Origin of the sequence: Allobosea sp. TAB14 (assembly GCF_052113865.1) — a bacterium.
Classification (GTDB): Bacteria; Pseudomonadota; Alphaproteobacteria; order Rhizobiales; family Beijerinckiaceae; genus Allobosea; species Allobosea spartocytisi.
Genome location: NZ_JBFRDQ010000143.1, coordinates 1 through 14873 on the forward strand (window position 1 = coordinate 1; position 14873 = coordinate 14873).

General features: G+C 66.6%; 15 protein-coding genes and 1 pseudogene. 9 read left to right on the top strand and 7 right to left on the bottom strand.

What is annotated here, in order from left to right:
- Together AB4Y99_RS19815 and AB4Y99_RS19820 are read left to right on the top strand one after the other, a co-directional pair.
- Positions 1-248 (top strand): annotated as a pseudogene (locus AB4Y99_RS19815) (ATP-binding protein); the annotation flags it as partial.
- 220 nt (positions 249-468) lie between these two features.
- The gene (locus AB4Y99_RS19820; RefSeq protein ID WP_441524512.1) at positions 469-615 is read left to right on the top strand and encodes a DUF2267 domain-containing protein; all 147 of its coding nucleotides are present in this window, start codon (positions 469-471) and stop codon (positions 613-615) included.
- 189 nt (positions 616-804) lie between these two features.
- Here AB4Y99_RS19820 and AB4Y99_RS19825 read toward each other — a convergent pair whose 3' ends face one another.
- From AB4Y99_RS19825 to AB4Y99_RS19855, 7 genes are all read right to left on the bottom strand, one after another.
- The gene (locus AB4Y99_RS19825; protein WP_441524513.1) at positions 805-1302 is read right to left on the bottom strand and encodes a GNAT family N-acetyltransferase; all 498 of its coding nucleotides are present in this window, start codon (positions 1300-1302) and stop codon (positions 805-807) included.
- 685 nt (positions 1303-1987) lie between these two features.
- Complete coding sequence (locus AB4Y99_RS19830; protein WP_441524514.1) at positions 1988-2794, bottom strand: class I SAM-dependent methyltransferase; 807 nt, start codon at positions 2792-2794, stop codon at positions 1988-1990.
- Positions 2795-2907: 113 nt separating this feature from the next.
- Positions 2908-3387 carry an NUDIX hydrolase gene (locus AB4Y99_RS19835; RefSeq protein ID WP_441524515.1) on the bottom strand — a complete coding sequence of 160 codons (480 nt, stop codon included), beginning with the start codon at positions 3385-3387 and terminating at the stop codon, positions 2908-2910.
- A gap of 205 nt (positions 3388-3592) precedes the next feature.
- Positions 3593-4006: a c-type cytochrome gene (locus AB4Y99_RS19840; RefSeq protein ID WP_441524516.1), complete on the bottom strand. Its 414-nt coding sequence runs from the start codon at positions 4004-4006 to the stop codon at positions 3593-3595.
- A gap of 120 nt (positions 4007-4126) precedes the next feature.
- Positions 4127-4516: an alpha/beta fold hydrolase gene (locus tag AB4Y99_RS19845; RefSeq protein ID WP_441524517.1), complete on the bottom strand. Its 390-nt coding sequence runs from the start codon at positions 4514-4516 to the stop codon at positions 4127-4129.
- A 281-nt stretch (positions 4517-4797) separates the two neighbouring features.
- Positions 4798-5493 carry a flavin reductase family protein gene (locus AB4Y99_RS19850; protein WP_441524518.1) on the bottom strand — a complete coding sequence of 232 codons (696 nt, stop codon included), beginning with the start codon at positions 5491-5493 and terminating at the stop codon, positions 4798-4800.
- Complete coding sequence (locus tag AB4Y99_RS19855; protein WP_441524519.1) at positions 5490-6197, bottom strand: GntR family transcriptional regulator; 708 nt, start codon at positions 6195-6197, stop codon at positions 5490-5492. The genes AB4Y99_RS19850 and AB4Y99_RS19855 overlap by 4 nt, the downstream gene beginning before the upstream one ends.
- 242 nt (positions 6198-6439) lie before the next feature.
- Here AB4Y99_RS19855 and AB4Y99_RS19860 point away from each other — a divergent pair, with 242 nt between their 5' ends.
- The 7 genes from AB4Y99_RS19860 (at position 6440) to AB4Y99_RS19890 (ending at position 14820) form a co-directional block, all read left to right on the top strand.
- The gene (locus AB4Y99_RS19860; RefSeq protein ID WP_441524520.1) at positions 6440-8008 is read left to right on the top strand and encodes an ABC transporter substrate-binding protein; all 1569 of its coding nucleotides are present in this window, start codon (positions 6440-6442) and stop codon (positions 8006-8008) included.
- A 129-nt stretch (positions 8009-8137) separates the two neighbouring features.
- Entirely contained in the window at positions 8138-9130 is a 993-nt protein-coding gene (locus AB4Y99_RS19865) for an ABC transporter permease (RefSeq protein ID WP_441524521.1), read from the top strand.
- Positions 9120-10079: an ABC transporter permease gene (locus AB4Y99_RS19870; RefSeq protein ID WP_441524522.1), complete on the top strand. Its 960-nt coding sequence runs from the start codon at positions 9120-9122 to the stop codon at positions 10077-10079. The genes AB4Y99_RS19865 and AB4Y99_RS19870 overlap by 11 nt, the downstream gene beginning before the upstream one ends.
- A gap of 26 nt (positions 10080-10105) precedes the next feature.
- On the top strand, positions 10106-11305 hold the full coding sequence (locus tag AB4Y99_RS19875) for an amidohydrolase family protein (RefSeq protein WP_441524523.1): 1200 nt from the start codon (positions 10106-10108) through the stop codon (positions 11303-11305).
- 38 nt (positions 11306-11343) lie between these two features.
- A complete protein-coding gene (locus AB4Y99_RS19880) occupies positions 11344-12807 on the top strand; it encodes an amidohydrolase family protein (protein ID WP_441524526.1) in 1464 nt (487 codons plus the stop codon).
- Complete coding sequence (locus AB4Y99_RS19885; protein ID WP_441524524.1) at positions 12804-13793, top strand: ABC transporter ATP-binding protein; 990 nt, start codon at positions 12804-12806, stop codon at positions 13791-13793. Before AB4Y99_RS19880 ends, AB4Y99_RS19885 begins: the two co-directional genes overlap by 4 nt.
- Positions 13786-14820, top strand: coding sequence for an ABC transporter ATP-binding protein (locus AB4Y99_RS19890; RefSeq protein ID WP_441524525.1), 1035 nt, complete (start codon positions 13786-13788; stop codon positions 14818-14820). The genes AB4Y99_RS19885 and AB4Y99_RS19890 overlap by 8 nt, the downstream gene beginning before the upstream one ends.
- The last annotated feature ends 53 nt before the right edge of the window (positions 14821-14873 follow it).

The window sequence follows — 14873 nt, forward strand, 5'->3', positions numbered from 1 at the left end:
GCCCAGGGGTCCTTGCTGGGCACGTAACTACTATCAATATTCTTGACGAGCGCTTTGCAAGAAATCCAAAAATTGTAAGGTTACTTAATAAATTTAAGAATCCGCCAAATAAAGATGTTGGTGAAGGCCTTAATACGGCTTTTGAAGCCATGAGAAAATTGAAATTAAAGGATCCGATTGTCGAGCAAAAAGATAATGGTGTACTAGTCTCTCTGCGGCATGAAAAGCTTGCTGCGCCGCAGCAGTGATTACTGAATATTTAAAATCAAATGATGAAATAAACAACAGTAAAGCGCGGAGTATATGCTTCATTKGTTCTGAAAATAAGATTAAGAACATATTCAAAGAGATGATAAAATCTGATTTGATCGAAAGGATACCGGGAAGATCACAGGCTCGGGCCGCCTATAAGAGGGGTAAGAATTTTCCAGATTAATTTTGACGGCGGAGAGGGCGAGTATATATCTCATGACCGTCCCCTCCACCTTCGTCCACGCCTCGCGCGATTTCGAACGCTATCTGCTCGATGCGCGCGATGAGCTTGGGCTCGGCACCACGCATCAGAGCTATGCGGCGGTGCTGGCCGTGCTGGTCACCTTCCGGGCGATGAAGTGAGCCGCGGAGAACCCCTCTCCCGGATGGGAGAGGGGCAGGGGTGAGGGACCGCCGCTGATCGTCTAGCCGCAACGGAGCCGTTGAGCCTTCTTCAGAAAACGCACACCCTCATCCGGCGCTCCGCGCCACCTTCTCCCAGCCGGGAGAAGGAAAGGCGTAGCGGTTCGGCAGCCCTATCGCTCCTGAGCCTCAGGCCCCGTCGAAAGCCGCGTGATAGCGCACCGTACCGGCCGGCACCCCGGCCCCAAAGGCGAGGCGCATGAAATATTCCGGCGGCACGCCCTCCAGCACCAGCGCCGGATCGGCGGCAAAACCGAAGCGGCCGTAATAGCCGGGGTCGCCGAGCAACACGCAGCCGCCGGCGCCGATCTCGCGCAGGCGCTGCAAGCCCTCGCGGATCAGGCCCGAGCCGACGCCGCCACGCTGCCGGCCCGGCCGCACCGAGACCGGCCCGAGCCCGAACCAGCCGCGTTCCGCCCCGTCGATCGTCACCGGCGAGAAGGCGACATGGCCGACAATCTCGTCGCCCTCGACGGCGACAAGCGAGAGCGTCAGCGCGCCGGCCGCGCGCAAGCTGTCGATGATGGCCGCTTCGGTGCCGCTGCTATGCGGCGCCGCCGCGAAGGCTTCGGTGGTCAGGGCGCGGATGGCGGCTGCGTCCGCGGGCTGTTCGGGGCGAATTGGCATGCTGGCTCCTTGAGAGAGCGCTTATGCCATGCCGCCATCCCGGCGTGGAGTCGAACCCGGCTCGCCGTCAGGCTCGGCCGTGTGCCGAGCATCCGCGTCTCGCGCGGCCGATGGAGGGCGCGGGAACCCTTCTCCCGCAGGGGGAGAAGGGAAGAGGCGTCGCGGCCTGCCGAAAACTTATCCCCGCCCTTGCAAGCCGCGCCTATCCTCGGACCACCTCATCCCAGAGGGGCAGCCATCCGGAGGTGTGCCGTTGGTGGGGATGGGGTCGGCGCCTGCGGGTGGAGTCACGATCCACTCCCGGGAGGCTTCGGGGCACCGCCCTGGGGACATTACGATCCCTGTGCGAGGAGCTCGCTCAGAACGGCCGATGGCATCACGCCTTCGTCCCATGCCCGAGTAGACGCGACAAGGCGATGAGCCGAACTGGCGTCGAAAGGGCTCGCGGCGAAGGATGACCACAAGGCCCGATAAGCGCGGCCCGGAGACTTAAAGAACGCCGGAAGCGGAGCGCCACGGGGCGTGCGGAAGGTGGCTCAATCCTTCCGCGCCGCATCCTGGCTCAATGGAAGCGGCCTTATACCCAACCGCGCCTCGCGGCGCTCCGCTGCCCCTCGCTCTCGAACGAACGCCGCAAGGCGGGCGGGTTTTGGCTCGCGTAGCAGGCATCGGCCATGCCGCCCTCTCAGGGCGAGATGCCCTGTACCGCCCAGGCGCGCGCCTCCAGCGCGATCGTGCCGTCCTCGGCGATCGGCAGCCTGTCCCGCAGCCTCTGCCGCAGGGACTCGCGCGCCGCCGGCGCCAGGCCGGCGTAATAGGCCGCAGCCGGCCCGGTGCCGAGCGTGAAGGGCTGCCAGAAATCCGCGAAGTCGCGGAACACGGTCGGGATCGTGATCGGCGCGCAGGTGACGTCGGTGAGCCCGGCGGCGAGCGCGAGCCCGGTCAGCCCCTCCTGGGTGCAGAAGGGGAAGCGCCGGTCCTCGCCGAGATCGGCGGCTTGCGGGTCGAGCGCCGTCGCGGCGCTCCAGAAGGCGCGCAGGAACTGCACCCCGCCGCCCGGATAATCCCAGACATAGAAGCAGATCAGCCCGCGCGGCCGCACCACCCGGCGCATCTCCGCCAGCGCCTTGGCCCGGTCCGGCACGATATCGAGCACCAGCCCGGAGCCGACGGCGTCGCAGCTTGTATTCGCCACCGGTAGGGCCTCGGCGCTGCCCTTCCGGAAGCTGGCGCGGGGGTTGGTGATCCGCTCGCGCGCCAGCGCCAGGAAGTCCTCCGAGGGATCCACCGCGACGACGCTGACCGGCACGGCGAGGCCGAGCAGCGCCTCGGTGAGCGCGCCGCTGCCGCAGCCGACCTCGAGCCATTCGAAGCCGGGCAGGGGGTTCAGCCAGTCGATGAAGCGCGGCGCCAGCTCCCGGCTCCAGCGCGCCATGAAGCGCTCGTCAGTCTCGCCGGCCTGCCATGCGTCATGGCGCGTCTGGTCGGGCATTGCCGGCCTCCGCTTTTCTTTGTTCCGGATGGTGACGCTACGTCATTTTCGTTGAATGCGCCAGTAATCGTCGGTTCTCGGCGCTGTCATTCGGGTGCGATCGTCGCGGGCTTTCATGCCGCCAGGGCAGGCAGCGTCTCCAGCTTGCGGATGGCGGTGCTGAGCTCGGGCTCGTCGACGATGTCGGCGGCGTCGGCGAGCTTGAACCAGTGCAGGTCGCGCTGGTGCTGCTCGCGGAAGCTGCCGAGCTGCTTCTCGACCGCCAGCAGATAGAGCTTCACCTCGCAGAGCGCGAAATGGTCGCTCATCCGCTTCCAGTAGCTGTAGCGCCCGGCCGGCTCATGGCCGATGCGGCCGATCACGCCGGCTTCCTCATAGGCCTCGCGCGCAGCGGCGTCGTGGTCCTTGAGGCCCTTGATCGGCCAGCCCTTCGGCACGATCCAGCGGCGCGTCGTCCGCGAGGTCACGAGCAGGATCTCCATCGAACCGTCGGCGGCGCGGCGGATCGGCACAGCGGCGATCTGCGACCGCTTCTCTCCCGTTTTCCGCTTGGCCTTCTTCATCGGTGCGTGGAGACCTTTCCCGGGCAGCACATTTCTCCGGCTCCCGAATCGCGATGATCCGCCGGAGCGAATAAATATTGCATCCAATCGCGAAAATGGAAGAGGCGTTCTGTCATGGCCGGGGGATTACCGGCCCTGATCTGAGCGCATGCCGTCGTTTTTCGTCCGGCGCCGCCTGCCGCGGCGCCGCGCAAGACATGGGTTTGGTCGGGGAACTGCGCGGCGAGGGGCGCCGTCAGAGCTTCTTGCCGTCCTTGTCGAACTGCTTGAGGAAGGCGATCAGATCCTGGATCTCCTTCTCGCTGCGGATGCCGGCGAAGATCATCTTGGTGCCGGGGATCTTCGCCTTGGGATCCTTGATGTAGTCCGCGAAGGTCGCCTCGTCCCAGGTCAGGCCGGAATTCTTGTTGGCGTTGGAGTAGCTGTAGCCCTCGGCCGCGCCGGAATGCCGGCCGATCACGCCGTTGAGCTCGGGCCCGACGAGGTTGCGCGCGCCCTCGCCGATCTGGTGGCAGGCCCGGCATTTGTTGAAGGAGCGTTGGCCGGCCTCGAGATCCTGCGCGGTGGCGGGATGGGCGAGGAGCGGCAGGGCCAGAAGCGATGAGGTCAGGAAGGATGCAGCGAGGAGGCGGGGCAGAACGGCGCGCATGGGTCTCGTCTTTCGGGGCCCGGCTTGCGGCCCGGCTCTTCCTTGGAACGGTCCCGGTTTAGCGCGGGCCGGCGCCGGGCCGATATGGGTCCTTTCGACGCGGCCGGGCGGGCGGGGCGCTCAGAGCTCGCCGATCCATTCCGCCACGGAGGCGGTGAAGATGTCCGGGCGCGAGACCGGGAAGAGATGTCCGCCGGTTTCCATGATCGAGCGGCGGCAGCCGGCCCGGTCGAGCCCGGCCGCGTCGAGCACGGCGAGGCCGTCGCGGGCGAGCCTCTCGATGTCGCAGGGCGCTTCGCCGCGGCTGCTGCCGCCGATGCCGCGCTGGTCGAAGCGGATGATCTCGAAGGAGCGCCCGAGCGTCGCGGCGATGTTCGTCCAGAATCCGGCGGTGCCGCTGAGGCCGCTGACCAGCAGCAGCGGCTGGCCATGGCCCTCGCGGAAGCAATGGAGCGTGGCTCCGTCATCCGTCTCGGCCCGGAAGTCGATGATCTCGCTTGTCGTCGTCATGTCGTCACCCAACGGGCATGGCCCCGTGCCGCGCAGCAATGGCGCGGCTGCGCCGCCATGGTTCCGCCTTCCCCCTGTCGCGGTGCATCGCCCCGCTGTTCTTCGGCCGCGCTCCGAAGAGCGCTGCCGTCACGTCAGGTCAGGATGACCCATGCGGGCGGAGCCCGCCATGGCGTGAGCGCGAGGGGCGGGATGCGATAAATGCAAGGTCGATAGGTGGAGGACTAACCGTTGCGCGTCTGTTGCATGGCGAAGCTGCGCTTCGCCGCAGTACCGGCAGGTCAGTCTCGTCGATTCGCGGCGTCCGGATCGGTCCGCCAGGTCGCGAGCGGCATGGTCGGCAGATCGAAATAGTCCCGCGTCGTCGCGTAGCCATGGCCGCCCATGCGGCCGACGGCGTCGAGCGCGACGGGGTCGACATGCAGGCGTTCGTCGACGGTATCGCCGCGGAAATGCGCGTAGACGATCTCGCCCAGGATGATCTCGCGCGAGCTGCCGATGCCGAGCGTGGTGTGGTGGCGGCATTCGAAGGCGGCCGGCGCCTGGCCGATCCAGGGACAGGGCACCTTGATGCCGGGCATGGCGGTGAGGCCGGCCTCGGCGAGCTCGTCCGTGCCGGGCTCGRAGGGCACGGCGCAGATGTTCATGCCGGCGACAAGCGCGTCGGAGACGATGTTGACGGTGAAGGCCAGCGTCTCGCGGATGTTGCGGCCGGTATCCTTCTGCGCGCCGGTCGGGCGGTATTCGACGCCGAGAGCCAGGATCGCGGGATCGGCGGAGAGGCAGTTGAAGAAGGAGAAGGGCGCGGCATTGACCGTGCCCTGCGCATCGACCGTCGTCACCAGCGCGATCGGSCGYGGCACSACSGCGCCGATCAGSAGCTTGTAGCGTTCGCGCGGCGTCAACTGCGCGAAATCGAAGGTGACGATGCCGGGGGCTTCCTCGGCCCGCGGCTGCACGGCCGGCGTCGCTGTCATGATGGAGTCAGTCCTTCGCTCAGGGCATAGGGGGCGAGCACGTCGCGGATGTCGCGCTCGATGCGGGGTGTCAGCAGCGCGCGGGTGACGACGGCGCGCAGGTGATGGTCCATCAGGTCGGCGGCGCGGGCGGCGTCGCCGTCGCGCAGGGCCTCGATCAGCTGGCGGTGTTCGGAGACGGCGCATTCCGAGGAATGCGGCCGGCCGYAGATCGCCAGGATCAGCGAGCAGCGCGACGAGGATTCCTGCACATAGCGCAGCAGCAGGGCGTTGCCGGTCATCTCGGCGAGCTTGATATGGAACTCGCCGGACAGGCGGATCGATTCCGGCCCGTCCTGCCCATGCGCCTTTTCCTCCTGCCGGACATGAGCTTCCAGCTCGGCTGCCTGCGCGGCGGTCAACCRCCCGGCGAGGTTCTCGGCGACGAGCCGCTCGAGCCCGCGCCGGACCTCGAAGACGTCGCGCGCCTCCTCCAGCGTCGGATAGGCGACGGAGGCGCCCTTGTTCGGCGTGAGCTCGACCAGCCCTTCCACCGAAAGGCGGTTGAAGGCCTCCCGGACCAGCGTGCGGCTGACCCCGAGCTGCTCGCCGATCGAATCCTCGGGCAGTTTCATGCCCGGTTTCAGCGCCTGTTCGATGATCGCGCGCCGAAGCGCCCTGTAGACGGATTGCGCACGCAATCCCGGCAGCCGTGACTCGCCCATATCGGCCTGTCCTCGCTTTGGTCTGACCTTGCTGGGGACCGTCAATGTCACGAGACGGGGCTCCGTTCCAGTTTGCGCTTGTGTTCAATAATCGCATACAATACGATCAAACAATCGTATGCAAGACCGAACATTAATCGCACACGAGATGGCGCGAAAAACGCCACGATGCGCACAGAGGTGGCAGTGACGACCGCGTGGCTTCGTTCCGGACTGCGCCGAATGAAAAGGGGAGAGTGTCGATGAAGAAGGCCTGGTTGCTGGCGGCCGTTGCCGCTTTCGCGCTGAGCGGCGCGGCGGAGGCGAAGACGCTGAAATGGGGTGCGGGTCGCGAGATCGCCTCGCTCGATCCCTATTCCTTCGGCGAGACCTTCACGCTGTCGGTCCTGAACCATGTCTATGAAGGGCTGGTGCGCTATACCGGTGACCTCAAGATCGAGCCGGCGCTGGCCGAGTCCTGGGAGACGGTGTCGCCGACGGTCTGGCGCTTCCATCTGCGCAAGGGCGTGACCTTCCACAATGGCGACCCCTTCACGGCCGATGACGTCATCGCCTCGCTCGCTCGCGTCTCGGATGCCGCCTCGCCGCTGAAAGGCAATCTGCCGGCCTACAAATCCTCGAAGAAGATCGACGACCACACCGTCGAGATCGAGGTCGACGGTCCCTATCCGCTGCTGCTCAACGACCTCACCAACATCTTCATCTTCGACAAGAAGTGGCTGGAGGAGCACAACGCGCTGAAGCCGACCGATGTCGGCAAGGGCGTCACCGGCTATCCCACCGACCACGCCAACGGCACCGGCCCCTTCTCGATCGAGAGCCGCCAGCCCGACGCCAAGACGATCTTCGTCAAGAATCCGGGCTGGTGGGACAAGCCGCAGCACAATATCGACCGCATCGAGTTCGTCCCGATTGCCTCGGCCTCGACCCGCGTCGCTGCGCTGCTGTCGGGCGAGATCGACTACACCAATGTCGCGCCGCTGCAGGATCTGCCGCGCCTCAAGGCGTCGTCCGACGTCAAGGTGATGCAGACCAACGAATTGCGCTCGGTCTTCTTCGCCTTCAATCTCAAGGACCAGCTCTTCGAGAGCGATGTGAAGGGCAAGAATCCCTTCCAGGACATCCGGGTGCGCGAGGCGCTCTATCGCGCCATCGACATCGACGCGGTCCAGAAGCGCGCCATGCGCGGCCTCTCGCGCAACACCGGTGCGCTCATCGCGCCCGCCATCCCCGGCTATGAGCCGTCGCAGGACGAGCGTCCGCCCTTCGACCTGAACGCCGCCAAGAAGCTGCTCACCGAGGCCGGCTATCCCAACGGCTTCTCCTTCCAGATGAATTGCCAGAGCGATTCGCTGGTCAATGAGGAGGAGTTCTGCCAGGCGGTCGCCTCGATGTGGTCGCGCGCCGGCTTCAAGCCCAATCTCAGCATGGCGCCGCGCGCCCAGCAGACGCCGAAGCGCACCAAGGGCGATTTCGACGTCCTCTCCTTCGGCTGGGCCAACGAGCCGATGATCGACGCCTATTCCCTGCTCGTGCAGGTGATCCACTCCAGGACCGGCACGGCCGGCGTGTTCAACTGGGGCAACTGGGGCGATCCGAAGGTCGACGCRCTGATCGACAAGGCCGGCGTCGAGCTCGACAACGCCAAACGCATCGAATTGATGAAGCAGGCGCTCAAGCTGGTGAAGGAGCAGACCCTGTTCATCCCGCTGCACCAGCAGCCGATGGCCTGGGCGATGCGTGCCAATGTCGAAACCATGGTGCAGGCCTCCGACAACAAGCCGCGCCTGTGGCTGACCAAGCTGAAATGAGGCTGAACCGCCGCCGTCATGGCCGGGCTTGACCCGGCCATCTCGGAAACGAGCCCTTCATCCGCCTGAGCTTCCCGGGTCTTCGCCAACGCGAAGCCCGGGAATGCCGCCGGAACCCAGGAGCCGCCCATGCCGGCCTTCCTCCTCAAGCGCTTCCTGAATGCCGCCGGCGTCATGCTCGCCGTGGCCTTCCTCGCCTTCCTGAGCTTCCGCTTCGTCGGCGATCCCGTCGAGCTGATGCTGAACGAGCAGGCGAGCCAGCAGCAGCGCGACGAATTGCGGACCCGCCTCGGTCTCGACAAGGGCTTCGTGCTGCAATTCGCGACCTTCGTGAAGAACGCGGCCCAGGGCGATTTCGGCATCTCCTACCGCAATCAGCAGGATGTCTTCGCGCTGATCTCGGAGCGCTTCCCGGCGACCTTCGAGCTCGTCCTGGTCGCGACCTTCCTGTCGCTCGCCCTCGGCATTCCGCTCGGGGTCTACACCGCCATCCGACGAGAAAGCCTCCTCGCCAAGGCGCTGCAATTCGGCTCGGTGCTCGGGGTGTCGCTGCCGAGCTTCGCGCTCGGCATCATGCTGATCCTCGTCTTCTCGGTGACGCTGCAATGGCTGCCGGCCTTCGGCCGTGGCGAGGTGGTGAAGCTCGGCTGGTGGAGCACCGGTTTCCTGACGCCGTCGGGGCGCAAGGCGCTGATCCTGCCCGGCATCACCCTCTCGCTCTTCCAGATCACGCTGGTGATGCGGCTGGTGCGGGCCGAGATGCTSGAGACSATGCGCACCGATTTYATCCGCTTCGCGAGGGCGCGSGGCCTGCCGGCYCGCKCGRTSMATTTCSGCCATGCGCTGCGCAACTGCCTGATGCCGGTSATCACSGTSACCGGYCTGCAGATCGGCAAYCTSATCGCCTTCGCSCTGGTSACCGARACSGTSTTCCARTGGCCGGGCATGGGCATGCTCTTCGTCCAGGCCGTSACCTTCGTCGATATCCCGGTGATGGCGGCCTATCTGATCRTCGTCTCCTTCATCTTCGTCGCGCTGAACACCCTGGTCGACCTGACCTATGCCTGGGTCGATCCGCGCCTGCGCGAGGACGCGCTCTCGGGAGCCGCCAATGCCCGCTGAAACCGTCGCGACCGTCGCCAAACCTGCCGATGCCAAGCCCGGCCGCATCCGGAGCTTTCTCGACAGCGACATCGGCTGGAGCTTCCGCAAGACGCCCGCCGCCTGGATCTCGGCGCTGGTGCTGACGCTGCTGATCGTTACGGCCTTCCTGGCCCCGCTGATCGCCGTGCAGAACCCCTATGATCTCTCGCAGATCTTCATCGACAAGGCCGAGATCCCGCCGATCTGGCAGGAGGGCGGCGAATGGCCCTTCCTGYTCGGCACCGACCCGCAGGGCCGAGACGTGCTCTCCGCCATCCTCTACGGCTCGCGCATCTCGCTGATCATCGGCTTTTCCGCCGTCGTCGTCTCGATGCTGATCGGCGTGTCCGTCGGGCTCGTCGCCGGCTTCCATGGCGGACGTATCGACAATCTGCTGATGCGCCTCGGGGACACGGTGCTCTCCATCCCGACGCTCTTGATGGCGATCCTGGTCTCGGCGGTGTTCCGCGGCCTGCTGCCGCCGGAACTGCGCGACCCCTTCGCCGCGATGGTGCTGGTGCTTGCGATCTCGCTGACCAACTGGGTGCAGTATGCCCGCACCGTGCGCGCTTCGACCATGGTCGAGCGCCGCAAGGAATATGTGCTGGCCGCCCGCATCATCCGCGTGCCGGCGACGCGCATCATGCTCTGGCACATCCTGCCGAACACGCTGACGCCGGTCATGGTCGCRGCGACGCTCAATCTCGGCCTCGCCATCCTCTCGGAGGCGACGCTCTCCTTCCTGGGGGTGGGCATGCCGATCACCCAGCCTTCGCTGGGCACGCTGATCCGCATCGGCAACCAGTACCTGTTCTCCGGCTCCTGGTGGCTCGTCGTGTTCCCCTCGCTGCAGCTCGGGCTGATCGTGCTCTCGGTCAACCTGCTCGGTGACTGGCTGCGCGATGCGCTGAATCCGAAACTTCGCTGACAAGAAACCACGAGGAAATGCCTGATATGACCGCCTCCCTGCTGCTCAAGAATGTCCGCCCGAACGCCGGTGCTGCCCTCGACATCCTCATCGAGAACGGCCGCATCGCCCGCATGGCGAAGGACATCGCCGCGCCGGCCGGCGTGGCGGTCGAGGATGGGCGCGGCGAGATCGTCATCCCCGGCCTCGTCGAGGCGCACACCCATCTCGACAAGAGCCTCTGGGGCCAGCCCTGGTACGTCAACGAGGTCGGCCCGAAGCTGCTCGACAAGATCGACAATGAGCGCGAGAGCAAGAAGCGGCTGGATATCGAGCCGGCGCGCCAGTCGGCCCGGCAGTCGATCCAGTCCTCGCTGATGGGCACGACCCATATCCGCAGCCATGTCGACGTTGACACCGAGCATGGGCTCTGGGGCGTCGAGGGCGTGATGAAGACCCGCGACGACTACCGCGACATCGTCGACATCGAGCTCGTCGCCTTCCCGCAATCGGGCCTGCTGCGCCGTCCCGGCACGCTGGAGTTGATGGACCAGGCGATGAAGGCCGGCTGCGAGATCGTCGGCGGCCTCGATCCCTGCGGCATCGACCGCGACCCCAAGGGGCATCTCGATGCCGTCTTCGCGCTCTGCCAGACATATGGCAAGCCGCTCGACATCCATCTGCACGAGCCCGGCGAGATGGGCGCCTTCTCGACGGAGCTGATCATCGAGCGCACCCGCGCGCTCGGCATGCAGGGCAAGGTCACGATCAGCCACGCCTTCTGCCTGGGCTCACCCGATCCCGCGCTGGTCGATCCGCTGATCGCGCAGCTCGCCGAACTCGACATCGCGATCATGACCACCGCCCCCTCGCGCAGCGCCGCTCCGCCGGTGAAGAAGCTGGTCGAGGCCGGCGTGCGCGTCTGCTCAGGCTCGGACGGCATCCGCGACACCTGGGGCCCCTATGGCAATGCCGACATGCTGGAGCGSGCSATGTTCGTCGGCCTGCGCAACAAYTTCCGSCGCGACGAYGARCTCMGGATCGCGCTCGATGTCTGTACGCTCGGCGGCGCGCAGGTGATGGAGATCGCCGATTACGGGTTGGCCGAGGGCAAGGCGGCGGATTTCGTCATCCTGCCGGGCGAGACGCTGGCCGAGGCGATCGTCACCCGCTCTCCGAAGCGTCGCGTCGTCAAGCGCGGCAGGGTCGTCGCCCGCGACGGTGTTTCGGTCAGGACCGCGCCGTGAGCCTCGGGCCGGCAAAGCGCCCCGAAGGCTGCATCCTAATGGCGGCGCGCTGGGTCGTCGGCCACAAGGACGGGCGCCACCGCCTCTACGAGAACGGCGAGGTGGTCTTCGAGGACGGCAGGATCGTCTTCGTCGGCCATGGCTTTCCCGGCGAGGTCAGCAGACGCATCGACTACGGCAACGCCCTGATCGGGCCGGGCTTCGTCGATTGCGACGCGCTTTCCGACCTCGACACCACCATCCTCGGCTACGACAACCAGCCGGCCTGGAAGAAGGGCCGGGTCTGGCCGCGCAGCTATCTCGAGGCCGGACCCTACGAGATGTACAGCCGCGAGGAGCTGGCCTTCCAGAAGAAGCACGCCTTCGCGTCCCTGATCCGCAACGGCATCACCACGGCGCTGCCGATCGCCTCGCTGTTCTACCGCGCCTGGGGCGAGACGGTGCAGGAGTTCGAGGATGCCGCTGAAGCCGCCGCTGCGCTCGGCATCCGCGCCTATCTCGGCCCGGCCTATCGCACCGGCAACCAGCTCGTCGAGGAAGACGGCCGCATCGTCACCCATTACGACGAGGCGCGCGGCCTCGCCGAGCTCGACGCCGCGATCGATTTCGCGAAATGCCATGAAGGCGCCGCCGGCGGTCTGATCCGTGCCATGCTCGCGCCGGACCGCATCGAGACCTCGACGGCGGAGCTCTTGCGCCGCACGGCCGCAGCCTCGCGCGAGCTCGGTATTCCCGTCAGGCTGCATTGCTGCCAGTCGAAGATCGAATACGACCTCGTCCTCGCCCAGCAGGGATTAAGCCCGCCGGAATGGCTGGAGAGCCTCGGCTTCCTCGGCGAGCGCTGCCTCCTGCCGCACGGCACCGTCGTCTCCGGCAGCCGGCTCGTCGACCGGCCCGGCCGCGATCTGGAGATCATCCGCGATTCCGGCGCGAGCATCGTGCACTGCCCGCTGGTCTCGGGCCGGCACGGCAATGCCATCGATCATTTCGGCCGCTACCGCGCGATGGGTCTCAACATCGCCATGGGTACCGACACCGCTCCGCCGGACATGGTGACGAACCTGCAGGTCGGCATGATCCTCGCCCGCACCATGGCCGGCAATGCCGGCGCCGTGCGCTCTGAGGACTATTACGATGCCGCGACCATCGGCGGCGCCGACGCGCTGCGGCGGCCCGATCTCGGCCGGCTCCAGCCGGGCGCCTGCGCCGACATCACCGTCTTCGAGCTCGATCGCCCCCATAGCGGGCAGGTCATCGACCCCATCCAGACGATGATGCTGACCGGCCATGGCCGCGACGTCTCGACCGTCGTGATCGACGGCCGCTTCGTCATGGAAAACCGCATCATCCCCGGCATCGACGAAGCCGCCGACAACGCCCGCGCCCAGGCCCAGTTCGAGGGGCTGATGGCGCGCTATCCCGAACGCACTCTCGGACACCCGCCGATGAGCGAGATCTTCTCGTCGAGCTACGCCATCGAACGCAGCGAGGCCATCGCATGACCGCATCCGCCGCCGCGCCTTTGCTCTCCGTGCGCGACCTGCGCATCGTCTTCGACGGCCGCCACGGCCCGCTGACGGCGCTGGACGGCGTCTCCTTCGACATCGCGCCGGGAGAGATCCTCGGCGTGGTCGGCGAGTCCGGCGCCGGCAAATCTCTGACCGGCACGGCGGTGATCGGCCTGCTCGATCCGCCCGGCCGCATCGCCGGCGGCGAGATCAGGCTGGAAGGGCAGCGCATCGACGATCTGCCGGCGGAAAAAATGCGCCGCCTGCGCGGCCGTCGCATCGGTGCGATCTTCCAGGACCCGTTGACCTCGCTGCACCCGCTGCTGACGGTCGGCGACCAGCTCGTCGAGACCATCACCACCCATCTGCCGGTCGGCAAGGCGGAGGCGCGCAGGCGAGCGCTCGACCTGCTCAAGGAGGTCGGCATCCCCGCCGCCGAGATGCGCATCGACCATTACCCGCACCAGTTCTCCGGCGGCATGCGCCAGCGCGTCGTCATCGCGCTCGCGCTCTGCGCCGAGCCGGTGCTGATCATCGCCGACGAGCCGACGACCGCGCTCGATGTCTCCATTCAGGCGCAGATCACCACGCTGCTGAAGCGGCTCTGCCGCGAGCACGGCACGTCCATCATGCTGGTGACGCATGATATGGGCGTCATCGCCGAAACCGCCGATCGCGTCGCGGTGATGTATGCCGGCCGCATCGTCGAGATCGGCCCGGTCGAGGATGTCGTGCGCCGCCCGCGCCACCCCTACACGGCCGGGCTGATGGCCTCGATCCCGAGCGTCCATGCCCGGCATGCGCAGCTCAACCAGATCGACGGCGCCATGCCGCGGCTCAACGCCATTCCGCCGGGCTGCGCCTTCAACCCGCGCTGCGGCCGGGCGGAGGGCGTCTGCCGCGATCACAAGCCGGGCCTTCCGCCGGTCGCCCATGCGGCGGCCTGCCACTTCCCGCTGCAGGAGTTGGCCCATGCGTGATACCGTGACCACGCTCGAACGAGGGCAGGCCGTGCCGGAGATCGCGACCACCGCTACGGCGACCGTGGACGACATCATCCTCGATGTCGCCTCGGCCTCCTGCCGCTTCGACGTCTCGGCGCCGACGCTCTCGCGGCTGTTCTCGAAGCAGCCGCGCCGCATCCTGCGTGCCGTCGAAAACGTCTCCTTCACGGTCAGTCGCGGCACGACCTTCAGCATCGTCGGCGAATCCGGCTGCGGGAAGTCGACCCTGGCGCGCATGGTCGTCGGCCTCCAGCGCCCGACGCAGGGGATGCTGAACTTCCGCGACATCCGCCGTGCCGATGGCACCATCGGCCCGCCGCGCGTGCAGATGATCTTCCAGGACCCCTATGCCTCGCTCAACCCGCGCTGGCGCGTCGGCGACATCATCGCCGAGCCGATCCGCGAATTGAAGCTGCGGCCGGACGCCGCGAGCACGAAAGACCGTGTCGGCGACCTGCTGGAGATTGTCGGCCTGTCGCGCAGCGATGCGAGCCGCTACCCGCATGCCTTCTCCGGCGGCCAGCGCCAGCGCATCTCGATTGCCCGCGCCCTCGCCACCGAAGCCGATTTCCTCGTCTGCGACGAGCCGACCTCGGCGCTCGACGTCTCCGTGCAGGCGCAGATCCTCAATCTGATGGTCAAGCTGCAGAAGGAACTGGGGCTGACCTATCTCTTCATCAGCCACAATCTTTCGGTCGTCAGGCACATGTCGGACGATCTCGCCATCATGTATCTCGGCCGCTTCGTCGAGGCGGGGCCGGCCGAGGAGGTCTTCAGCCGGCCGCGCCACCCCTATACCCGGCTGCTGCTCGACACGATTCCCGATGTCGAGCGGCCGAACCGCGAACGCCGGCCGATGTCGGGCGAGGTGCCGAGCCCGATCGACCCGCCGCCGGGCTGCAGCTTCAACCCGCGCTGCTCACGCGCCGCCGATCGCTGCCGGGCCGAACGGCCGGAGTTGCGGATGCTGGGTGGCGTCAGCGTCTCCTGTCATTTCGCGTGAGGTGGCAGTTCCTCTCCGTCATGGTCGGGCTTGTCCCGACCATCCACGTCTTC